The 21,787-nt window shown below is 65.4% G+C and carries 19 protein-coding genes, 1 tRNA gene, 1 rRNA gene and 2 pseudogenes (1 of these 23 only partly in view); 7 read left to right on the top strand and 16 right to left on the bottom strand.

What is annotated here, in order from left to right; all coding sequences use genetic code 11:
- Positions 1–61 precede the first annotated feature (61 nt).
- The 3 genes from D3874_RS24995 to D3874_RS24985 are packed head-to-tail and all read right to left on the bottom strand — an operon-like array spanning position 62 to position 3,875.
- Complete coding sequence (locus tag D3874_RS24995) at positions 62–2,482, bottom strand: aerobic carbon-monoxide dehydrogenase large subunit (protein ID WP_119782069.1); 2,421 nt, start codon at positions 2,480–2,482, stop codon at positions 62–64.
- Positions 2,479–2,979 carry a (2Fe-2S)-binding protein gene (locus D3874_RS24990; RefSeq protein ID WP_119782067.1) on the bottom strand — a complete coding sequence of 167 codons (501 nt, stop codon included), beginning with the start codon at positions 2,977–2,979 and terminating at the stop codon, positions 2,479–2,481. The genes D3874_RS24995 and D3874_RS24990 overlap by 4 nt, the downstream gene beginning before the upstream one ends.
- A gap of 29 nt (positions 2,980–3,008) precedes the next feature.
- Positions 3,009–3,875, bottom strand: a complete 867-nt coding sequence (locus tag D3874_RS24985; protein WP_119782065.1) for an FAD binding domain-containing protein — start codon at positions 3,873–3,875, stop codon at positions 3,009–3,011.
- Between the two features lie 489 nt (positions 3,876–4,364).
- On the opposite strand from D3874_RS24985, the pseudogene D3874_RS32245 reads away from it, so the two are divergent.
- Positions 4,365–4,985, top strand: a pseudogene (locus D3874_RS32245) (copper chaperone); the annotation flags it as partial.
- 99 nt (positions 4,986–5,084) lie between these two features.
- On the opposite strand, the gene gap reads toward D3874_RS32245, so the two are convergent.
- Positions 5,085–6,092 carry a type I glyceraldehyde-3-phosphate dehydrogenase gene (gene gap, locus D3874_RS24975; RefSeq protein WP_119777045.1) on the bottom strand — a complete coding sequence of 336 codons (1,008 nt, stop codon included), beginning with the start codon at positions 6,090–6,092 and terminating at the stop codon, positions 5,085–5,087.
- A 254-nt stretch (positions 6,093–6,346) separates the two neighbouring features.
- Between gap and D3874_RS24970 the strand changes: the two genes are divergently transcribed.
- On the top strand, positions 6,347–7,309 hold the full coding sequence (locus D3874_RS24970) for a LysR family transcriptional regulator (protein ID WP_119782061.1): 963 nt from the start codon (positions 6,347–6,349) through the stop codon (positions 7,307–7,309).
- A 22-nt stretch (positions 7,310–7,331) separates the two neighbouring features.
- On the opposite strand, the gene D3874_RS28200 is transcribed toward D3874_RS24970, so the two are convergent.
- Positions 7,332–7,616: a hypothetical protein gene (locus D3874_RS28200; protein WP_147385855.1), complete on the bottom strand. Its 285-nt coding sequence runs from the start codon at positions 7,614–7,616 to the stop codon at positions 7,332–7,334.
- Between the two features lie 391 nt (positions 7,617–8,007).
- Here D3874_RS28200 and D3874_RS24960 point away from each other — a divergent pair.
- Positions 8,008–8,364: pseudogene (locus D3874_RS24960) on the top strand (tyrosine-type recombinase/integrase); the annotation flags it as partial.
- Between the two features lie 116 nt (positions 8,365–8,480).
- On the opposite strand, the gene D3874_RS24955 reads toward D3874_RS24960, so the two are convergent.
- From D3874_RS24955 to D3874_RS24925, 7 genes are read right to left on the bottom strand one after another with little or no spacing between them, the layout of a single operon-like run.
- The gene (locus tag D3874_RS24955) at positions 8,481–8,903 is read right to left on the bottom strand and encodes a globin family protein (RefSeq protein WP_119782056.1); all 423 of its coding nucleotides are present in this window, start codon (positions 8,901–8,903) and stop codon (positions 8,481–8,483) included.
- Positions 8,904–8,955: 52 nt separating this feature from the next.
- On the bottom strand, positions 8,956–9,576 hold the full coding sequence (locus D3874_RS24950; RefSeq protein WP_119782054.1) for a superoxide dismutase: 621 nt from the start codon (positions 9,574–9,576) through the stop codon (positions 8,956–8,958).
- A gap of 25 nt (positions 9,577–9,601) precedes the next feature.
- Positions 9,602–10,168, bottom strand: a complete 567-nt coding sequence (locus D3874_RS24945) for a methane monooxygenase (protein ID WP_119782052.1) — start codon at positions 10,166–10,168, stop codon at positions 9,602–9,604.
- A 3-nt stretch (positions 10,169–10,171) separates the two neighbouring features.
- Entirely contained in the window at positions 10,172–11,215 is a 1,044-nt protein-coding gene (locus D3874_RS24940) for a 2Fe-2S iron-sulfur cluster-binding protein (RefSeq protein WP_119782050.1), read from the bottom strand.
- A 33-nt stretch (positions 11,216–11,248) separates the two neighbouring features.
- Positions 11,249–11,635, bottom strand: a complete 387-nt coding sequence (locus tag D3874_RS24935) for an MmoB/DmpM family protein (protein ID WP_119782048.1) — start codon at positions 11,633–11,635, stop codon at positions 11,249–11,251.
- Complete coding sequence (locus tag D3874_RS24930) at positions 11,632–12,801, bottom strand: ferritin family protein (RefSeq protein ID WP_119782046.1); 1,170 nt, start codon at positions 12,799–12,801, stop codon at positions 11,632–11,634. Before D3874_RS24930 ends, D3874_RS24935 begins: the two co-directional genes overlap by 4 nt.
- Positions 12,802–12,825: 24 nt before the next feature.
- Complete coding sequence (locus tag D3874_RS24925) at positions 12,826–14,427, bottom strand: ferritin family protein (RefSeq protein WP_119782044.1); 1,602 nt, start codon at positions 14,425–14,427, stop codon at positions 12,826–12,828.
- Between the two features lie 1,083 nt (positions 14,428–15,510).
- Between D3874_RS24925 and D3874_RS24920 the strand changes: the two genes are divergently transcribed.
- The 4 genes from D3874_RS24920 (at position 15,511) to D3874_RS24905 (ending at position 19,439) form a co-directional block, all read left to right on the top strand.
- Positions 15,511–17,007, top strand: coding sequence for a sodium:solute symporter family transporter (locus D3874_RS24920; protein WP_119782043.1), 1,497 nt, complete (start codon positions 15,511–15,513; stop codon positions 17,005–17,007).
- A 35-nt stretch (positions 17,008–17,042) separates the two neighbouring features.
- Positions 17,043–17,360 (top strand): hypothetical protein, encoded by a 318-nt coding sequence (locus tag D3874_RS24915; protein WP_119782041.1) that lies wholly within the window; start codon positions 17,043–17,045, stop codon positions 17,358–17,360.
- A gap of 95 nt (positions 17,361–17,455) precedes the next feature.
- Entirely contained in the window at positions 17,456–18,772 is a 1,317-nt protein-coding gene (locus tag D3874_RS24910; RefSeq protein ID WP_199699250.1) for an LLM class flavin-dependent oxidoreductase, read from the top strand.
- A 223-nt stretch (positions 18,773–18,995) separates the two neighbouring features.
- On the top strand, positions 18,996–19,439 hold the full coding sequence (locus D3874_RS24905; RefSeq protein ID WP_119782037.1) for an RrF2 family transcriptional regulator: 444 nt from the start codon (positions 18,996–18,998) through the stop codon (positions 19,437–19,439).
- A gap of 13 nt (positions 19,440–19,452) precedes the next feature.
- Here the strand turns inward: D3874_RS24905 and D3874_RS24900 are convergent, their stop codons facing one another.
- From D3874_RS24900 to rrf, 4 genes are all read right to left on the bottom strand, one after another.
- Positions 19,453–20,340: a LysR family transcriptional regulator gene (locus D3874_RS24900; protein ID WP_119782035.1), complete on the bottom strand. Its 888-nt coding sequence runs from the start codon at positions 20,338–20,340 to the stop codon at positions 19,453–19,455.
- A gap of 10 nt (positions 20,341–20,350) precedes the next feature.
- Positions 20,351–21,418, bottom strand: coding sequence for a YeiH family protein (locus tag D3874_RS24895; RefSeq protein WP_199699249.1), 1,068 nt, complete (start codon positions 21,416–21,418; stop codon positions 20,351–20,353).
- Between the two features lie 205 nt (positions 21,419–21,623).
- Positions 21,624–21,700: transfer RNA gene (locus D3874_RS24890), tRNA-Met, on the bottom strand.
- Positions 21,701–21,766: 66 nt separating this feature from the next.
- Positions 21,767–21,787, bottom strand: a 5S ribosomal RNA gene (gene rrf / locus D3874_RS24885) (it continues 95 nt past the right edge of the window).

The raw sequence follows: 21,787 nt of genomic DNA, 5'->3' as shown, positions 1-21,787 counted from the left end.
GGCGCCCGGTCAGGCAGTCGACAGCGCGGTGGACGGCCCCGCGGGGCCGTCCACCAGCCGCTTACTTGTGCAATCCCAGCCGTTCCGCGGCCTGCCAGATCCGCCAATAGTCATGCGGCATGTCGATGTGGCTGACGCCGGTGAAGGCGAAGGCGTCGTTCACGGCGTTGGAGAAGCAGGGCACGCCGCCCACGTGGGGGCTTTCCCCCACGCCCTTTGCACCGATCGGATGATGCGGCGACGGCGTCACCGTGTGGTCGGTCTCCCAATGCGGCGTTTCGACCGCCGTCGGCAGGAAGAAGTCCATGAAGGACGCTCCCATGACGTTACCCGCCTTGTCGTAGCGGATCTCCTGGCCCATGGCGACGGCGAAGGCCTCGGTCAGGCCGCCGTGCACCTGGCCTTCGATGATCATCGGGTTGATCCGGGTGCCGCAATCGTCCAGCGCGTAGAAGCGCCGGATCTTGAACACGCCGGTGTCGACGTCGATGTCCATGACGCAGAAATAGGCGCCGAAGGGATAGGTCATGTTGGGCGGATCGTAGTAGTTCACCGCCTCGAGCCCCGGCTCCAGCCCGGGAATCCCCTGGTTGTAGGAGGCCCAGGCGATCTCCTTCATGCCCTTGCGCTTTTCCGGCAGGCCCTTGACCACGAAACCGTCGACATCCCATTCGAGGTCGTTGTGATGGACCTCGAGAAGATGGGCGGCGATCATCTGCGCCTTGGCCCTGATCTTGCGCGCCGCCATGGCGGTGGCGGCGCCGGCGGTCGGTGTCGAGCGCGAGCCGTAGGTGCCCAGGCCGTAGGGCGCGGTGTCGGTATTGCCCTCCTCGATGGTGATGTCGTCGGCCGGGATGCCCAGTTCGGTCGCCAGGATCTGGGCGTAGGTGGTCTCGTGACCCTGGCCCTGGCTCTTGGTACCCATGCGCGCGATCACCGAGCCGGTTGGATGGATGCGGATCTCGCAACTGTCGAACATGGCGATGCCGAGAATGTCGCAGTTCTTCGATGGCCCGGCGCCGACAATCTCGGTGAAGAACGAGACGCCGATACCCATGATCTCGCGCGTCTCGCCGCGCTTGAAGGCTTCGCGCCTGGCCGCCTGCTCGGCCCTCAATTCGCGGTAGCCGACCGCCGCCATCGCCTTGTCCATGGCCATGTGGTAGTCGCCGGAATCGTATTCCCAGCCCAGCGCCGCCTTGTAGGGGAACTGGTCGCGGCGGATGAAGTTCTTCAGCCGCAGGTCGACCGAGTCCATGCCCAGCTTCTGGGCCAGCACCTCGATCGCCCGCTCGATGGCATAGACCGCCTCGGTCACCCGGAACGAGCAGCGATAGGCGACGCCGCCCGACGCCTTGTTGGTGTAGACGCCGTCGACCTCGAGGTGGGCGACGGGAATGTCGTAGGAGCCGGTGCAGATGTTCATGAACCCGGCCGGCCATTTGCTGGGGTCGGCACAGGCATCGAAGGCGCCGTGGTCGGCCAGCACATGGCAGCGCATGCCCAGGATCCGGCCGTCGGCGGTCGCGGCGAGCTCGGTCGTCATATGGTAGTCGCGGGCGAAGGAGGTGGTGGAGAGGTTCTCCATCCGGTCCTCGACCCATTTCACCGGCCGGCCCAGCACGATCGAGGCGACGACCGCGCAGACATAGCCGGCATAGGCCCCCACCTTGTTGCCGAAGCCGCCGCCGATGTCGGGCGCGATGACGTGGATCTTGTGCTCCGGCAGGCCGGAGATCAGCGAGACCACGGTGCGAATGACATGGGGGGCCTGGAAGGTACCGTAGAGGGTGAGCTCACCTTTCACCTTGTCCATCGAGGCGAGCGCCTGGCAGGTTTCCAGCGGCGACGGATGGGTCCGGTGATAGAGGAACGTATCCTTGGTCGTTACCGGTGCCCGGGCGAAGACATCGTCGGTGCCGGGCTTGTCCCCGATCTGCCAGTTGAAGATGTGGTTGTAGTGTTTGCGCGGGCCGTGGGCACCCGTCATCTTGTCCTTGATGTCCTCGCGCAGCAGCGGCGCGTCGGGCGCCATCGATTGCCAGGGATCGACGATGACCGGCAGTTCCTCGTACTCGGCCTCGATCAGTTCGATCGCATCGGCCGCGATATAGCGGTCGGCGGCCACGACAAAGGCCACTTCCTGGTTCTGGAACAGGACCTTCTCTTCGGCCAGCACCGCCTGCACGTCACCGGCCAGCGTCGGCATGTAGTGCAGGTTGAGCGGCTTGAGATCGGCCGCGGTCAGGACCGCGTAGACGCCGGGCAGCGCCTTGGCCTTGGAGACGTCGAGGCTCTTGATCCGGGCATGGGCGAAGGGCGAGCGATAGAAGTCGCCGAACAGCATGCCGGGCAATTTGATGTCGTCGACATAATTGCCGCGCCCTTGCGTGAAGCGGATGTCCTCGACGCGCTTGCGCTTGCAGCCCATCCCCTGGAGCTTCTCGGTCCGCTCTTCCTTGGTGATAACGATCTCGTTCATTCCGCGGCCTCCACGAAGGGCACGCCGTTGATCTTGGCGGCTGCATATTGAATGGCTTTGACGATGTTCTGGTAACCGGTGCAGCGGCAGAGGTTGCCCGCGATGCCGAAACGGATCTCGGCTTCGGTCGGATCGGGGTTCTCCTGCAGCAGCCGGTGGGCCCGCATGATCATGCCGGGGGTGCAGAAGCCGCACTGCAGGCCGTGCATCATGCGGAAGCCTTCCTGCAACGCATGCAAGGTGCCGTCGGCGCCGGCCATGCCCTCGACGGTGGTCACCGTGCCGCCGTTGGCCTGGACGGCGAAGCGGGTGCAGCTCTTCACCGACAGGCCGTCGAGATCGACCGTGCAGGCCCCGCAATGGGAGGTGTCGCAGCCGATATGGGCACCGGTCAGGTTGAGCTGTTCGCGGATGAAGTGGATGAGCAGGGTGCGGGGCTCGACCAGCCCTTCGACCGCCTCCCCGTTCACCGTCATCTGGACGTGAACTTTTGCCATGGATCTGTCCTTGTCTGTCTCGTTGGGGGTCAGGCGGCAGCGCGGGCGGCGGCGCGTTCGAGCGCACGCCTGACCATGATGCCGGCCATCTTGGTGCGGTAGACCGCAGGCCCGCGGCCGTCGGTCGCCGGGTCGGTGATCGCCTCGGCCGCGGCGACGGCCCGGGCGAGCACGTCGGGCTCCAGGCGAGAGCCGATGACATGCCTTGCCGCGGCCTCGGCCAGCAACGGCGTTTCCGAGACGTTGGTCAGGGTGATCGCGCAGTGGCTGACCTTGCCGCCCGCGAGGGTCAGGATGACCGCGGCGGCGGCGGTGGCGTAGTCACCGATCTTGCGCTTCAGCTTCTCATAGGCGCAGCCGTGCCCGGCCGGCGGCGGCGCGAAGGAGATCGCCGTCACCATCTCGCCCGGTTCGAGGGCGGTGTAGTAGGCGCCCTGGTAGAAGCTGCGGGCCGCGATCTCGCGCGTGCCGGCGGCGCCGATGACGTGGTAGCGGGCGTCGAGCGCCATCATCACGGCCGGCATGTCGTTGCCGGGGTCGCCGTTGGCGACATTGCCGCCCAGGGTGCCGCAATAGCGAACCTGCGGATCGGCGATCAGCAGGGAAGTCTCCTTGATGATCGGCGCGGCCTGGCCCAGCAGGTCCGAGGCGATCAGTTCGGCCTGCGTCGTCATCGCCCCGATCTCGATCCGCCCGCCGGCCTGCCGGATACCCTTCAGATCGGCGATGCCGCCGAGATCGACCAGGTGTTCGGGATTGGCCATGCGCAGCTTCATCATCGGGATCAGGCTGTGCCCGCCGGCCAGCGGCCGGGCGTCGTCCCCTAGATCGGCCAGAAGCTTGACCGCGTCCGTGACGGACGCTGGCCGGTAATACTGGAATGAACCGGGAATCATTGTTTGTTTACCTCCCCAGGCGCAGCGAAGACCGCTCGATCCGCTCTGTTTGTTTGGCTGGACAGGCGTGCCCCCTTATCGAAGCCGTTCGGGGTCGGTCGAGCCTGTTTCGCGTTCGAGGCAACGGTCGCCCTCCCCGCGCCGCAGCATCAATTGCGGATTCACCAATGCCGCGGTTGGCGCGCTGAATGCCGGTCTGCGTGAACGAAATGCGCCGGGCGGCCGCCCGCCTTTCATCAACGGCGGCATGGACGCCGGCCAGGCCCGGGCGGCGCACGCCACATGATGCATCGCGTCATCGGGCCGCCTGCCGCAGCCGCCAGGCCGGGCGGGCCGGGCGGGCCGCCGTTCGTGCGCCGCCATCGCCGTTCGCGACTTGCCGGCGCCGTTCGTGCTTGAGCAGGTTGCCTGCCTTGGGATCGGAAACAAGACTGCCGATCCGGCCTGAACGATCGAAGCCGCCGGCCGATAGACCATGGGGAAACGCTCATGCCGCAGGTGCGTAAAGACGTTTGGCTGCCGTTGCTGACCGTCAGCCTGATGGGATGGGCTGCGTTGCTCGGCACCGGCGGCTGGCGCACGGGGCAGGGTTTCTGCGGTGCCGCCGCCGGCTATTTTCCGGCCTGGGACTGGCAGAGGCTGGAGTTGCTGTTCCTCCTCAACCCGCCGGCGCAGACGGCTCAGGCTTGGCTGCTGATGCTGCTGGCCATGATGCCGCCGCTGCTCGCCCGGCCGGTGGCCCATCTTTGGGGTGGCCGCCCGGCCGGGCGCCGGCTGCGCGCGATCGTCGTCTTCGCGCTCGCCTACCTGGCCGTCTGGATGGTGTCGGGAATGGCCCTGGTGGCGGCCGCGATCGCCCTGCAGGCGCTGGCCGGCGGCTCCTGGTGGCTTGGGCCGGTCGTGGCCGGGGCGATCGCCCTGTTGTGGCAGGTTGCGCCGGCGAAGCAGGCCTGCCTCGATCGATGCCATTGGCGGCCCGCGCTGGCCAGCTTCGGCCTGGCGGCGGACCGGGACTGCCTGCGCTACGGGCTGGCCATCGGGGTCTGGTGCGTCGGCGCCTGCTGGGCCCTGATGCTGGTCCCGCTCGTCGTGACCGGGGCGCATGTGCCGCTGATGGCGGCCGTCTCGCTCCTGCTCCTGGTGGAGCGGGAGGCCCCGGCCCGGTCACACCGTGCGGCAGCCGACACGCCGCGCCGCCGGTCCGACGGCTCAGATCAGCTTGGCCATGGCGGCGCCGGTATCGTTCATCCGATTGGAAAAGGCCCACTCGTTGTCGTACCAGCTCATGATGCGCACGAGCGTCCCGCCCAGGACCTTGGTCTGATCCAGGGCGACGGTGGACGAGGCGGGATCCTGGTTGAAGTCGACCGACACGTTGGGCGCGGTGGTATAGGCGAGAATGCCCCGCAGACTGCCGGCGGCGGCAGTCTTGATGACCTCGTTCACCTCCTCGACCGAGGTCGCCCGCTTGGTGACGACCTTTAGATCGATGACCGAGACATTGGGGGTGGGCACGCGAATGGCGACGCCGTCGAGCTTGCCCTTGAGCTCGGGCAGGACCAGGCCGACGGCCCGCGCGGCCCCTGTCGCCGTGGGAATCATGGACAGGGCGGCGGCCCGGGCGCGATAGAGGTCGCGGTGCATCTGATCGAGCGACGGCTGATCGTTGGTATAGGAGTGCACCGTGGTCATGAAGCCCTTGTCGATGCCGATCGCGTCGTTGAGCACCTTGGCCACCGGTGCCAGGCAGTTGGTGGTGCAGGAAGCGTTTGAGACGATCCGATGTTCCGACCTCAGGGCCTGGTGATTGACGCCGTAGACAATGGTGATGTCGGCATCATCGACCGGTGCCGACACCAGCACCCGCTTGGCGCCGGCGGCCAGATGCACGGCCGATTTTTCCCGGCTGGCGAAATAGCCCGTGCATTCGAAGACGATGTCGATCGCCATCGCCCCGTGCGGCAACTCTTCAGGTTTCAGATACTGGGTAACCGCGATCGGCGCGCCGTTGACGATCAACCGGTTCCGGTCGACCAGGACTTCACCGGGAAAGCGGCCATGGATCGAATCATAGCGCAGCAAATGCGCGGTGGTTTCCACGAAACCCAGATCGTTGATCGCCACGATCTCGATATCGCTGCGCCCGGAATCGATGATCGCCCGAAGGATATTGCGTCCGATCCGGCCAAAGCCGTTGATCGCCACCCTGGTCGCCATTGGTTTGCCCCCTATTTATCCTGCCGGGCCCCGTCGCGTTGCGCGAAGAGCACGTTATCGCCGGCGTGGCATCGATCCCGCACACGGCGCACCCCTCCCGCGGCTTCCGCGGCCGGCGAAACCCGCATTGTTTATCTTCCCTGCCGCCGTGTAACGGCGATCAAAGGCAATTTTGTTTATTGGGATACTTTGTGGAATTGCATAATTATTATTCTGGTGTTCAAATTTTCTGAATACCTCGGGAACCAGCCGCGATGAGCCTCCACGCCGTCACCCTGCGACAATTACGCGCGCTTCAGGCAGTGATCCGGACCGGCTCGATCACCCGTGCCGCGGCGGAACTCCATGTGACACCACCGGCGGTCACCATGCAGTTGCAGCAATTGCAGGAATTGGCCGGCCAGCCGCTGCTGGAGCGTCACGGCAACGAGACCGTGGCCACCGACGCCGGCCGCGAGATCCTGACCGCGGCGGAGCGGATCGACGCGGCCATGGCCGATTGCGTCGCCATGTTGTCCAGTCTTGCCGGGGCGGAAAAGGGCACGGTCTCGATCGGCGTGGTCTCGACGGCCAAGTACTTCGCGCCCCAGGCCCTGGCCGCCTTTCGCCGGCTTCACCCCGGCATCTCGCTGCGCCTTACCGTCGGCAACCGGGCCGAGATCATGGACCGCCTCCGGCACTTCGGCATCGATGTCGCCATCACCGGCCGCCCGCCGCTCGAACTCGAGGTCGAAGCCGAGGTGATCGGGGATCATCCGCATCTCATCGTCGCCCCGCCTGATCACCCCCTGGCCGGCCAGCGCGACATCCCGGCCAGGCTGCTGGCCGAGGAAACCTTCCTGGTGCGCGAACCGGGCAGCGGCACCCGCGGCCTGATGGAGCGCTTTTTCGACAAGATGCATATTCACCCGCCGATCGCGATGCAGATCGACAGCAACGAGACGATCAAGCAGGCGGTCATCGCCTGCCTGGGCATCTCGTTCATTTCAGGTCACACGGTGGGGGCGGAACTGGCCGACGGGCGCATGGTGGCCCTGGATGTCAAGGGCCTGCCGATCGTGCGGCAATGGTATGTCGTCCATCTTGCCCAGCGCCGGCCAGTGCCGGCCGTGCGCGCCATCATCGATTTCCTGATCGAGCGCGGCGGCAGCTTCCTGCCCAGCATTGCCGCGGCCGATGCGGTCGATCGGCCGGGCCATGCCCGTCCGCGCCCGTGACGCGGACGGGATCGGTCATTCGTTACAGCGCGCCGGCCAGCAGGCCGACGCCGGCGAGCGAGGCAAGGCCGTCAAGGATGTCCTGGCGGCCGTACGCTTGGGCCAGGATCCGGCCGGCGACAAGGCCGAGGCCCGTCGGGCCGAGACCGTCGACCAATTGTCGCGGCGCTACGAGAAGGAGGCCGGCCACAATCGCAAATCCGGCACCGTGACGCTTTACGAGGGCTACTGGCGCCTGCATATCCGACCGGCCATTGGCTCGAAGCGGGCCATCGACGTGACCAAGGCCGAGGTGGCCGCGCTTCATCGGACTATTGGTGACGAGCACCCCGTCACGGCAAATAGGGTGGTCTCTCTCCTGGCTACTTTCTTCGGTTGGCTGCAAGACATGAAGGTGATCCCTGAGGGGCCACGACCCGGCCACCGGCATCGAGAAGTACCGCGAGCAGGGCAAGGACCGGTACCTGACGATCGAGGAGTTTACTCGGCTGGGCGCCACCATACGCGAGGCGGAGACAGTCGGCATCGAGTGGCTGCCGCCTAACCCAGCCAGGCCGTCGTCGAAACACGCACGCCGGCGCCCCGAGACGCGCCGCACGGTCATCTCCCGCCACGTGGCGGCGGCGCTGCGCTTGCTGATCTTCACGGGCGCCAGGCTGCGAGAGATTCTCTACCTCAAGTGAAGCGAGGTCGACCTTCAGCAGGGGCTGCTGTTCCTGCCGGACTCGAAGACCGGCCGGAAGACCATCGTGCTCGCGGCAGCGGCCCTCGCGGTCCTTGAGGACATCGGCGGCAACAGCGTTTACGTCATCGAGGGCGACGATGTGGAGAAGCCCAAGGCCGACCTGAAGAAGCCGTGGGCGCTGGTCTCACGCCATGCCGGCCTTGAGGGGGTCAGGCGCCACGACCTGCGGCACTCCTTCGCCAGCGTGGGGGCCGGCTCGGGTATGGGCCTGCCGATCATCGGCAAGCTGCTGGGACATGCGAATACGACGACCACGCAGCGCTACGCCCACCTGGATGGTGACACGCCCGATCGCTCCGACGCCGCATAGTGTGAATTGTGACAAGCGCATTAATATGCTGGGCGGCATAGTATGCCGAGAATAGGCGTTCAAGCATGAAGCGGTGGAGGATATGCAGATACGTATGTCGTGGCGCGCCAGCCCAATCAGGCCTCCACGACTTCCCGGTACGCAGCCGCGATCATGACACCTGACAGGGCACCATAGGCGATAATCCATGCATCCTTGACCGCTGGTGTAAACTGATCCCCCAGCCCCTGCTCGAGTGTCCAAAGCAACGCAGCACCAACTGGGGTGTAGTGAACCTCCTTAACACCGTAGCCGACATGCCTTACTGCCAGCGCCTTGACCGCTGGCAGCACCTCGTGCAGGCGGTCAAGGCTTCCGACGACAAGTCCCAATGCCTGCATCAATTTCGCCCCCTGCGTCGGCATGTCCCCCTTGAACAGCGGAACAACCTCGGGCGCGATCTCGAACAGGCGATCATAGAACAGATCCGCCGCCTGTGGCGCGATCGGAACAACTTTCTCGAAACTCTGCTTCACCAGATCGATCTGTTCGGGTGTCATTTCCGTCTCCTTCCAATACCATAGACGTAAAATATGCGATGGCGTGACCAGATCAGCCTGGATCAAGCGACTCATCTGGGAATTTAAGCCGATGATCGATCGTGTCCCAGTTCAGGAGCTGGTCGACGAAGATCTCGATGAAACCTTTCCGGTTGTTGCGGTAGTCGATGTAGTAGGTGTGTTCCCAGACATCGCAGGTGGCCAGCACGTGCTTGCCGCGGATGAGCGGGACGTCGTAGTTGATCGTGGTCTCGATCGCCAGCTTCCCGCCCTCGGCGATCAGCCAGGTCCAGCCCGAGCCGATCCGCCTCACCGAGGCATCGACGAAGGCGGCCTTGAAACCGGCCATGTCGCCGAAGGAATCCTCGATCATCGCCCGGACCCGGCTCGACGGGCTGGTCGAGCCGGGCGGCGAAAGCGAGAGCCAGTAAAGGCTGTGGTTCCAATGCTGCGAGGCGTTGAACAGAAGGTTGTCTTGGGCCGGGTCGGCGGCGGCATAGATGATGATCTCCTCCAGGGATTTTCCCTGGAGCACCGGGCGTTGCTCGACGATGGCATTGGTGCCGGCGACAACGCCGGCGTGATGCTTGCCGTGGTGGTAGGCAAAGCTTTCCTCGGACAGGATGGGCGCCATCGCCTTGGGCTCGAAGGGCAGATCTGGCAGGCTGAACATTCAAGGTTCCTCCATCTTCATCGGTTCAGGTGGCGACAGTGTCGGCGGCCGGCTCGGGCCAGCCTTCCTTGAAGACCGTCACGCCGCGGCGGGCCCGCAACTCGTCGATCGTCGGCGCGAACCAGTTGAGCGAGCGGCGCTTCATCAGCCACTCGCTCAGCACCGTTTCGGTCTTCATGAACGGCGAGGTCGGCATGACCGGCGGCTTGTAGCGGCGGCGAAAATCCGCGGCCAGGGCCTCGATTTCGGCCCCGTCGCCGCGCCGTGCCGCCTCCTCGTACCGGCGCTGGACCTCGTCGATCGGCTCCATGGTCAGCGTCAGGGTGCGGATCTGCTCATAGGTCAGGTCCTTGAAGCGCAGGACCGCGACCCGTTCCTCGATCCGCGCCTCGATCCACAGCCAGTCGACATCGGTCAGGTGCCGTTTCGCGCGTTCCTCGCGAACGGCGAGCAGTTCGGGCAGGGCCAGTTTCAGGCTGTCGTAGCCGTCGATACGCTCGGCCCAGCGACGCCGCAGGTCGCCGTCGCCGAAGGGCGATGGTTCGAGGCGCCGCTCGGCACCCGGCTGCTTTCGCTCTTTCGGCTTTCTCATGGGTCAGCCCTCCGACGGTGAAAAGGGTTCCTGGTGAACGGCGCCGGCGGGCACCGCAAGCTGCCGGGTCAGCAGGCTGTGGGCCGCCGCGACCATCGCTTGCGGACCGCACAGGTAATAATGCTTGCCGGCATGATCGGGATCGGCCTGGGCCAACGCGGCCAGCCGGTCGACCGCGGTGCCGCGGAAGCCGGTCCACGACGCCTGGGGCGCCTCCGCGGCCAGCTCGACCCGCAGGCCGGGGAAGCCGGCTTGCAGGGCCTGCAGGTCGGCCGTGGCGAACAGCTCGTCCTCCTGGGCGGCGCCGAAGATCAGGGTCGCCCGCCGCGTGGGCTGCTCGGCGCCGAGCTGGCGCAGGATCGACAGGACCGGCGCCAGGCCCGTTCCCCCGGCGACGAACACCAGATCATGCTCGCCCGCCGGGTTGAGGGTGAAGCCGCCGAGTGGCCCCTCGACCGCGACCATGTCGCCGGGGCCGGGCATTGCCCGCAAGGTCCGGGAGAAGGCGCCGCCGGGCAGCAGGCGGATGAAGAATTCGATGTCGTGGCCATCGCCGGCGAGATTGGCCGGCGAGAACGACCGCGTCACCCCGGCGCGGGTGAGTTCCAGCCGGACATACTGGCCCGGCTTCCAGGCCAGCGGCGCCTGCGCGGCCATGGTGCGGACGACCAGCCGCAGCACCGTGGGCGAGCGCCGCTCGATCGCCACGATGCGGCCGGAGCGGCGCGAGGCATCGAGCCGGCTGACGCGGTCGATCGGGTAGTCGAAATCGAGCGCGATATCGCTGCGCGGCCGCAGGCGGCAGCTCAGGACCCAGCCTTCGTCCTCGTCGTCCTCGGACAGGGCATGCTGGCTGTGATCGAGCAGCCGGTCGTACTGCCCCTCCTCGAGGAAGGCGCGGCAGGCGCCGCAGGCGCCCTTGCGGCAATCGCTGACGATCAGCACGCCCTGGCGTAACCCGGCGGTTACCACATCCTCGTCGGCGCGGCAGCCCATCTCGATCGGGTGCTGGCCCTCGAAGGTCATCCGGACACGATATTCCTGCATTGGCTCAACCCCCGACAAGGTAGCGACCGCAACTCAGCGTGGGACTTCGCTCTCCCAGCCGATCAGCGCGGTCGTGATCGTGAACGTGTTGCCGTTGACATAGGCCCGCCCGACCGTGGTCGAGACGTTGACCAGGAAGTCGTAGACGCTGTAGGGGCGCCCGACCATGTCCTGGATCTCGTCGAGGTCGAAGGTGAATTCCTCGGCGCAGTCGATGCGGTAATAGACGCCGTGGTCCTCGATCTTCAGGGTCGGATCGTCGGCATAGGCCTCGCGCAGCCATTCGACCGCGATCTCGATCTCGTCGGCCTTCATCAGGGCCAGGACCACACTGCGCGTCTCGGTCACGGCGGACCGGCTCAGCATCTTGTCCTGAAGCGCGCGGGCGATCTGGATTTCGGTCAGCGTCTCCTTGGTCATGCGGCTTCCTCCCGCGCCTGGACGCTTGCCTTGCGCAGGGCGCCGTGGATGTCGATGGGCTTGTCGAACAGCAGGCCGAAGCGATCGAGCCAGTCGTCGCAGACCCGCCGCTGCGCCGCCTGGGCATCGAAGGCGCCGTCGCCCCGGCGCAGGCGCGCGGTGGCGCTGCCCAGCTTCGCCGCGCCGGTCATGGCGCCAAGGCTCAGCGGCAGCCACTTCTCGGCCCAGAAATGCATCAAGGTCCGATTGTAGGGGCCGAACTTGGGGTCGCCGCCCAGGGTGCGCGCGAAGAGTTCCATGATCCAGGCATGGGCGGCTTCCGCGCCGCGGGCGGCATAGCCCAGGATCCGGGGGGTGAACAGGTCGCCGTGAAGTGGTGCCGCCTGCATGAGGAATTCGTCGCGCACGAACCGCCCGAACAGCGGCTCGTGGATCACATGCATGGCGAACAGGATCTCGATATGGTCATAGGTCGGGCCCCAGATCTCCTCGACCACCCGCCGGGCCTGCGCCCAGGTATCGTCTTCGAGCCACAGCGCCTTCGATGGTGCGATCTCGGCCGTCGCCTGGTCGCTGACCTGGGCCAGGAACACCTTCTCGGCCTGGATCATCTGGGCATTGTCGAGATGGTCCAGGGCGGTGGCGACGATGGCGGCGCGCAGCGTATCGACCAGGCAATCCCGGGTCGGCGCGGCCAGGGCCATGAACATGCCGTAATCGTGCAGCGCCAAGGCCCCCAGGTGGCCGCAGAGCACCTTGCCCGTCCATTCGGGATCGATGCCGCGATAGCTGCGCCGGGTCGCGGTCGTGGTGATCAGGCGCTGGATCTCGCGCCATTCATCCGCCTTCTCCGAGACATAGGGCCGCTGCCAGCGGCCCTCGGGGTCGCGGAAGACGAACCAGTCGGTCGTCTTGGCTTCGGTCGTGTAGTTCTCCCACGCCCCGCGCCCGCCGGGAAAGGCCGTCGCCCAGCCGCCGACGCCCAGTCCCCCGGGGATCCAGTCGGGATTGGGCTGGGCGTAGAGCAGCACCTGCTCGTATTCGGAGATCCGGGTGCCGTAGGGCATGGCGAAGGACAAGGGCGCGCGGCGTTCCTCGAGCACGGTCTCGTGCGTGTCGAAGCGCGGGTTGAGCAATGTCCGCCGAAAATCAGGGGCGTGTTCCATGGCCTGTTCTCCTGGCGACCGTGATCAGTGCTTCTCGAAGCTGACACCCGCGGTGAGCGGGTTGCGGATACTGATGCGGCAGGCGGCCAGATCGTCGAGCGTCCACAATCGGTCGGATCGCAGGTGCGGTTGCGCCACCAGGGTTTGCCCGTCGCTGCGCACCCCGCCGGTGGCCCGCACGATCTCCGACAGCTCCCAGCCGTCGAAGATCTCGAAGAAATTCTGGGCGGTATAGCGTTCGGGCTCGGTCAGGAACATGCGTTCGCACCAGTGTGAGCAGAAGGCATGGCGGCGGCCGGCGTATTCGGTGATGCGCAGGTCGCAACCCGTAGGGTTGCGCTCCGTCGCCACCGTGCCCGGGCGCCCGGGGGTGACTTTCAGAATGGTCGACTGGCACACGCGGCACATCGCGATGTGCTTCTTGTTGGCGGTGAGCCATTCGACCGGCATGGTGCGATTGGCCGGATCGGCCACGCCCTGGCGCTCCCACTCCTGGAAGACCTGGCCTGCGCTGTCGCCCCAGCCCGGGTAATGCTTTTCGAACCAGTCCTGGTCGCGCGGGGTCGGCAGTTCGATGCGGCAGCCGATGAACGGCCACAGGGCGAACATCGCCGCGAAGGCATCGTGCTGGCCCCAATAGGCTTCGAACTTGGCATCGGGCAGGTTGCGCGGCGACTCGAGGCCAAAGCGGCTGAAGCGGCCCATCCAGATGCCGCCCCAATCCTCGTAGACCCAGCGATCCCAGGTCTCGGCCCAGGGATCGCCGCGGTTGACCGCGCCATATTCGAAGGCGCGCCCGACCATGGGCGTGAAGCCCTTGTGCTGGATCCAGAAGGCGTTTTCCAGATCGGTCTGGAGATATTGCATGTTGTCCGCGTCGTCCACGACCGACACCATGGTGTGATAGCCGTTGGCCATGTGGCGCAATTCGTCTGACTGGATCGACAGGAACACGGTGGGCGTGATCTCGTCGCCGTTGGCGGCGGCCAGTTGCGTCATCGCCACCACCAGCGGATTGGTGAAGCAGGCCTCGGCGACCATTTGCAGGTTGAGCGACACCTGGACCGGGTCGCCCGAGACGAAAGCCTCGCAGGCCTGTTGCCGGTTGCTCATGAACAGGGGATTGCCGTAGCGGTGGCGCCTCGCATCGGTGAAGCCCGCCGGATCGTGATACTGCGAGGCGAAGTATTTCTTCAGGTAACCGAGCTGGTTCGTATGGCGGACCTCGTCCTCGACCTGGGCGAGGTAGCCGTTGCGCTGCTCGGGCGAGGTTACAGCGTCGTAGAGCAGCGCCGAGCCGGCGATCGAGGCATACTCACCCATTTCCAGGAAGTTGCTGACGAACTTCATCGCCTCCGCCCAGCGCGGCTCGACCCGGCGCCCGGCCTCGAGGCGGGCCATGCCGTCGGACAGCGAGCCGTACTGGCGATCGTCCTTCTCTTCCTCCATGCGGCAGTATTCGCCCACGATGAGCTTGAACTGTTCCCGCGTGCCGGGGTTGAAGCGATACTTCGACGGGTATTTCGAACGCACACCCGGCGCGTTCCAGCCCATGTCCTGAAGCCAGCGATGCACGTCCTGCGCGGCGACCTTGACGTCTCGATTCATCGCAATGCCGTCTGCCATCACTCTTCTCCGCCGTGAGAATGTCGATCGATCGGATCGAGGCCGGTCATCTTTTGCGAATGCACAATCCTTCTGTGCATCGCAGCACGATTATCCTGACTCAATCCGAAAACCTGTGCATCAATTATATGCATCCAGGATACTCTTTTTTTAAATGAACAAAATTTGTGCAAGTAATCGTTTTGTCAGGTCGATCACCACCTGACTCGACCACCGCCGCGACCCGGTGCCCCGCGCCAGCGATCCCCGCCGGCGCCGAACCATGCCTCGATCATTTCCACAAAATTTATGTTGACTCAATCCTTATTGTGAAACTTTAATTGTGAATAATATTATATAACACTCTCTATGAGTTTAATTTGCGGAATTCCCAGGAAGACCGCAGGTCTGGTGAGGTTGGCTGCTCGTGCGTTCCGTTATCCGCCCCTGGTTCATCAAGCAGCAGGCCCATGAGCCCGCGCCGGCCCGGCAAGGCTGCGCCGATGTCTTCCCCCGACATCGGCGCCGTGTCGGCATGACCGCGGGCCCCGCCATCCCAGCCAGGCAGCGGCGAGGCCCGGCCGGGGCGGAAGTATCAAGCCGCCGTGATCATCGCCGATGTACGTCCGATTACATCGAAATCGACAAATTCTCTCGATCGCAGCCATAGATCTTCTTCATGTATCACGGCGGAACGGAGTCATGGGCAAAACATCTTCAGTAATCGCCTTCAAAGCCCCACAAGCCCGGCGGCCGGCAAATTTTCTATCGCAGCGCAATATCGGTGTTGCAATCGATGGAAAATCGAGGCTGAATAATGTGCAGATTGCAGGCCTCTTTAGTCGGCTGCACATTTTTTAATCAAAAATCGGCCTTAGCGAAGAGCCGAGCGAACACCACGCCGCAGCGTCGGGCCATCGCCCGCGTCGGGACGTGTTTGGTCGATCTTGCCGGTGCGGACCGCGCAGGCCGGCTCAAAGGCCGCGTCGGCAGGCACTGTCATCGGCAGGAACGGTCAGGGGAGCACTCACGGCAAAAAGATGGATGCGGAATTCATCTTTTATGAGATCTGCGAAATTACACTCAACTCGAGGGGGTACCAAGATGGATAAGACAACACTCCTGGCGACGCCGGGGCTGACGCCGGCCTTGGGGTTCGCCGTGATGATAGGGCTCGGGCTCTTCTCGCTGGCGATTTCGTTCTGGATCCGCAACCGGCTGGTCCGCAACACCCACGACTTCATCATCTCCGACCGCAAGGTGGGCTTCGGCTTCGGCGTGGGCTCGCTGATCGCAGTGTGGACCTGGGCCATGGCGGTGATGATGAGTGCCGCCATGACCTTCCAGTGGGGTCTTTCCGGGCTCTTCTGGTTCGTCGTGCCCAACGGCTTCGCGGTCATGATCCTGGTGCCCTTCACCCGGGTGCTGCGCAAGCACATGCCGAACGGCTATACGATCTCGGAGTTCGTCCAGAGCCGGTTCAATCAATCGAAAGTCGCCAGCAGCATCGTCACGGCGACCATGATCTTCGGCATCATCCTGGAGATCCTGATCAATCTCAAAGGAACCTCGATCGTCATCTCGTCGGTGTTCGGCATCAATTGGGCCGTCGCCGCCGTGGTGGGCATGCTCTGCGTGCTGATCTATTCCTATTTCGGCGGGTTGTGGACCAGCGTGATGACCGCGACCATCAACACGCTGATGATCACGGTACCCGCGGCGATCGTCGTATCGCTGGTCTATGACCAGGTCCCGGGCGGGGCTTCGGCGGTATTTTCCGCCGTCGGCGAGGCGAACGAAAACAATCTCACCGTCTTCCGTGCCGATGCGGCGGCGGGCTTCGGCATCACCCTGGCCTTCGGCCTGCTGGCGGCGACCGTTGCCGACCAGACCTTCTGGCAGAAGGCGTGGTCCTTCCGGGCCGACCAGGTCAACAAGACCTTCCTGTGGGCCGGCGCGCTGTTCTACCCGATCCCGATCTGCCTTGGCATGCTGGGCCTGGTCGGCATCGCCTACGGCATCACCGCCGCGGATATCGGCGGCGACATCGCGGCCATCGGCCCCTATGTGGTGTCCCACATCGGCCTCCCCGTGGCCATGGTCGTGGTCTATGTGCTGGTGATCCTGGCCGCCTGCTACTCCACCATCGACGGCGCCAGCGCTGCCCTGGCCTCGGTCGTGGCGGTCGATATCGTCAAGCGCTTCGCCCCCAACACCTCGGAAAAGGCGCTGTTCATCATCACCAAGGTGTCGATGCTGCTCGGCGGTTCGGTCGCCCTGGCGATCGTTCTCTCCGGCGTCGACTTCACCACCCTCGTGCTCACCACCTATGCCCTCAAGACGGCGATCCTGCTGCCGCTGGTGCTCGCCATCCTGTGGCCGCAGACCAACACGGTCGGCTTCGTGGGCGGCATTTCCCTGGCCATCCTGATCGGCATGCCGCTTCGCGAGGTCTATGGCGAGCTGATCGGAACCACCAGCATCGTCCTGATCAGCGGCCTCACCGTGGTCATCGCCGGCCTGATCAAGCCGGCCGGCTTCGACTACTCGACCCTGCGCAAGGTGCGCAATCTCGACACTGCCGCCAGCCCGGCGGAGTGACCAAAGACCCAACCTCAAGCTTCAAAGGAGGCATCATGTCCACGATCTCCATCGTCATCATCGCCCTGGGCAGCGCCGCGACCCTGCTGTTCGTTCTTGGTTACATCCGCGGCACGCGCAACGCGCTCAACAGCTTCCGGCAGCCCGAGGGCAAGGAACTGGAAGTTCCCCAATACGGCCACTGGGGGGCGATGGCCTTTGCCACCATCGCCTCGGCCGTAGTGATCGCCGCGGTGGGCCTGACCCCGCTGTTCATCTACGCCGGCCCGATACTGGTTATCCTTTCGGCGGCGGGCACCGGCTATGCCTTCTTCCTGGAAGAGAAGATATCGGCCACCGCCCCTACGGCCTGATCCCAAGACACGCCCGCGCCCCCGATCGGGCGCGGGCGTTCCTTCTGGCCCCCCGCATCTCGATGGCCGCGGCCGGGCAAGTGGAGAACCGTATCGTGTCGAAGAAGAAAGCCCACCTGCTCGGTTTCATCCAGCATGGCGTAAACAGCCATGCCACCGGCATGTGGCGCCATCCCCGCGACAAGGTCGGCTGGGATTTCTCCCGTCCCGCCTATTGGCAGCACATGGCGCGGACCATGGAACGCGGCCTGTTCGACGCCATGTTCATCGCCGACGAGCTGGCGCCCTACAACACCCATGGCGGCACCTCCGATCCGATCGTCAAATACGCGGTCCAGTGCCCGACCCACGAACCCTCGACCATCGTGCCCATCATCACGACGGCGACCAAGCACCTGGGCGTCGGCGTCACCCTGTCGACTGCCTTCGAGCACCCCTATTCCATGGTGCGCCGGCTCTCCAGCCTCGACCACCTCTCCGACGGCCGGGTTGCCTGGAACATCGTCAGCTCCTACTCCAAGAGCGAATGGGATGCCTACGGTGTCGAGATGACCCATCGCACCCGGCGCTACGAGTTGCTCGAGGAGTATATGGAGGTCTGCTACAAGCTGTGGAATTCCTGGGATGCCGATGCCATCGTCGCCGACAAGGCCAGCGGCATCTATGCCGATCCGGCCAAGGTGCGCGAGATCAACCATGTCGGCGAATTCTTCCGCTGCAAGGCCCGCTCCTTCGTCGCCCCCTCGCCCCAGGGCCAGCCCGTGCTGTGGCAGGCCGGCTCGTCCGACCGGGGCCGCGACTTCGCCGCCAAGCATGCCGAGGCGATCTTCGCCGTCCACCCCACCGTCACCCGCATGCGCCACTATACCGACGACCTCAACAACCGCCTCGACAAGTTCGAACGCCCGCCCGGCAGCGTGAAGCTGATCTTCGGCGCGCAAACCGTGGTCGCCGATACGCGCAGCGAGGCGCAGGAGAAGTACGAGCGGATCAAGGCCTGCATCCCCGCCGAAGGGGCCCTGGCCTGGATGTCCGGCCACTTCGGCCTCGACTTCTCGACCTACGACCTCGACGAGTATGTCCAGAATATCGAGGTGCCGGGGATCCAGGGGCTGTTCGAGTCGATTCTCTATGCCCGCGACGGCGCCCCGGTAACCATCCGCGAGGCCGCGATGATCTATGCCCAGGGCATGGGCATGCCGGTCCTGGTGGGCACGGCCACCGACATTGCCGACCAGATGGAGGTGTTCCTGGACGAGGGCGGCGCCGACGGCTTCATGCTGGCGGCGACCTACACGCCCGGCTGCTTCGAGGAATTCGCCGACATGGTGGTGCCGGAGCTGCAGCGGCGGCAGCGCTTTCGTACCAGCTATGCGGGAACCACGTTGCGGGAGAATTTGCTGCAAGGGTAAGTCGCTGATAGGGTTGGCAAGCAGGCAAGGGGCGGATCCAGGTTCGCCCGCCGGGCCGGCATCGCGTGTTTCACATTCGAAACAGGGTGGTATATACACCAAGTCGCGAATTGGGGGACGCGAGGACGGCACCAGGACAAGTCGTCGTCGCGTCGCTAAGGGACTTACCGGTCTGGGCTCGCTCGATTCCCGCCGGCGTGACAACAAGCTCGGCGGGGATCTGATGCGCCTGACCATCTACACGGACTTCAGCCTGCGCAGCCTCATTTTTCTGGGGTTGCATCGTGACGAGAGCGTGACGATTCCCGATATAGCGGCAGCCTTCGACATCTCCGAGCATCACCTGCGCAAGGTGGTGCATCGCCTGGGCCAGATCGGCCTGGTGGAAACCACCCGGGGGCGCAACGGCGGCCTGCGCCTGGCCAAGAACCCCGAGGAGATCAGCGTCGGGGCGGTGGTGCGCCTGATGGAGGAGGATTTCGCCATGGTTCAGTGCTTTGGCGACGGCAATTGCCGGATCGCCGGGGTCTGTGCCCTGCAAGGTATCCTGGCCGAGGCGATGTCGGCCTGGTTTGCCGTGCTCGATCGCTACACCCTTGCCGACGCCATCAAGAATCCCAAGGCGTTGCTGCGCCGCCTGGGCCTGCCCAGCCCGGCCGCCGCCTGAAGCGCCGGCGCCGTCACGCGCGTGCGCCCGCGATTGCCATGAAGGCCCTGCCGGCATCGCTGCTGTAACGCTCGCGGTGGTGCAGGACGTGAAACTGCCGATCGGGCAGGTCGAACCGCACCCGATGGAGGGTGCCCGCCCGCAGGCCCGGCTCGGCCACCATCTCGGAGATCGCCGTCGCCCCTGCGCCGGCCTCCACCGCCGCCCTGACCGCCTCGTTGCTCGGCAGTTCCAGGGCGACCTCGAGCTGCCGGACCGCGATCCCCAGTGCGCCGAGCGCCGCCTCGAAGGCCGAGCGGGTGCCCGACCCCGGCTCCCGCATCACCCAGGCGGATTGCAGCAGTTCGGCGGGTTGAAGCGCGTGACCGGCCCCTGCCCAGGGATGCCGGCCGTCCACCACGATCACCAGGCGGTCCTGGCCGATAACCGCCTGGGCAAGGGACGCATCCTCGACAAGCCCTTCGACAAAGCCCAGCTCCGCGGCCCCGGAAACCACGGCGCGGGCAACCTGCAGCGTGTTGCCGACGACCAGCCGCACCTCGATCAGGGGATGGGCCTGCCGAAAGGCGACGATGTGCGCCGGCAGCCAGTAGCTGGCAATGGTTTGGCTGGCATGGAGGATGAGCGTGCCGCGTCCCATGCTGCCCAGTTCGGACAGGACCAGTTCCGCCGTCGCCGCCCGGGCCAGGACGGCGCGCGCCTCGTCGAGAAACAGCCGGCCGCTGTCGGTCAGTTCGATACGCCGGCCGACACGATGGAACAACACCACGCCATGGCGCTGTTCCAGCGCCGCGACGGCCGCGCTGACCGCCGATTGCGTCAGGTTCAGGGCGCCGGCCGCGCGCGTGACATGCTCGCGCTCGGCAACGGCGACAAAAATCTTCAACTGCTCCAACGTCATCGGCGGGCACTCAAAGCAGCACGACGATCAGTATCAGGCTGAAGCCGCTGATAAACAACCAGGACGCCCCGCCGAGCAGCAGCGGCCGCAAGCCCATGCCCGCCAGGGCCCGCAGATCGATCTCCAGGCCGATCGCCGCCAGGGCCATGGCCAGCAGGATACGCGATCCATCCGCCCCCAGCGCGGCGACGGCGGGCGGCAGGGCGCCGATACTGTTCAGCCCGACCAGCCCGACAAAGCCGGCGACAAACCACGGCACGGGCACGCGGGCATTGTCGGCCCGGCGCCCCTTCGACCGTGCGCCCAGGGCCAGGAGCAGGATCAACGGCGCCAGCATGGCCACCCGCGCCAGCTTGGCGATGGCCCCGAAGTAACCAGACTCGGCGCTATCGAGGCAGGCCGCGGCGACGGCCTGCCCGACTTCATGGATGGCGCTGCCCGCCCACAGGCCATAGTGGCGGGCATCGAGCCCCAGCAGGCCGGACAGAAGCGGGAAGGCCAGCATCGAGAGCGTGCCGAAGATCGTGATGCAGGCGATGGCATAGGGCACGTCGCCGGCCCTGCCGCGCGTTACGGTGTCGACCCCGATGATGGCCGAAGCCCCGCAGATCGAGGTTCCCGCCGCGATCAGCTCGGCAAGGCGCCGGTCGACGCCGATCAAGCGCGCGGCCAGCCTGGTGAACTGGAAGCTCGCGGCGACGATGGCGGCAATGACGGCGAGGCCCAGGAAGCCGATTTCGGCGATCTGCCCGAAGGTCACCTGAAGTCCCATCAGGACGACACCCAGGCGAAGCAGCCGGCTGCGGGCAAAGGCGACCCCCGCCGCGGTCCGTTGCGGCAGGTCGGCCAGGATGCCCACCGCGAGCCCAAACACGAGCGAGAGGAACAGCGGCGCTAGAACGACCGATCCCGTCCAGTGATGAATGGCATGGCCGGCGCCCACGAGTACCCCCACCAGGCACAGGCCCGGCAGCTTGCCAACTGCACGGACTATAATCTTGATGGTTACCAGCCGGCCCGGCCGCGTCGCGCCGGCGGCTTTGTCGAGGCAGGGATCGGTGGAAGCGGCATCGGCCACGAATGAACTCCGCAATACATCGTCACGATGCAGGCAGCCGCGCGACCAATCCAACAGAAACTCCGTGTTAAATTGATCGTCGGAGGTTGTGGAAGTTCTCAGATCCGCTTGCCGGGGCGCATGTCGGCAGCATTGCCGGACTTGGGCCGGCCGGGACGCAAAAAAAGCCGCAGCACCGGCGGCATGCCTGATGTTGCGGTTTCGTTGGTTGCGGGGGCCAGATTTGAACTGACGACCTTCAGGTTATGAGCCTGACGAGCTACCGGGCTGCTCCACCCCGCGGTATGGGTCTGTGCCTTGTGAGGCGGAGGAACGTTACATTGTGAGGTTAGCCTGTTTGCTTTGCAGGCCTGGCGGCGACCTACTCTT

The organism is Oleomonas cavernae (genome assembly GCF_003590945.1).
GTDB classification, from domain to species: domain Bacteria; phylum Pseudomonadota; class Alphaproteobacteria; order Zavarziniales; family Zavarziniaceae; genus Zavarzinia; species Zavarzinia cavernae.
This window is presented reverse-complemented; position numbering and strand designations above follow the sequence as displayed.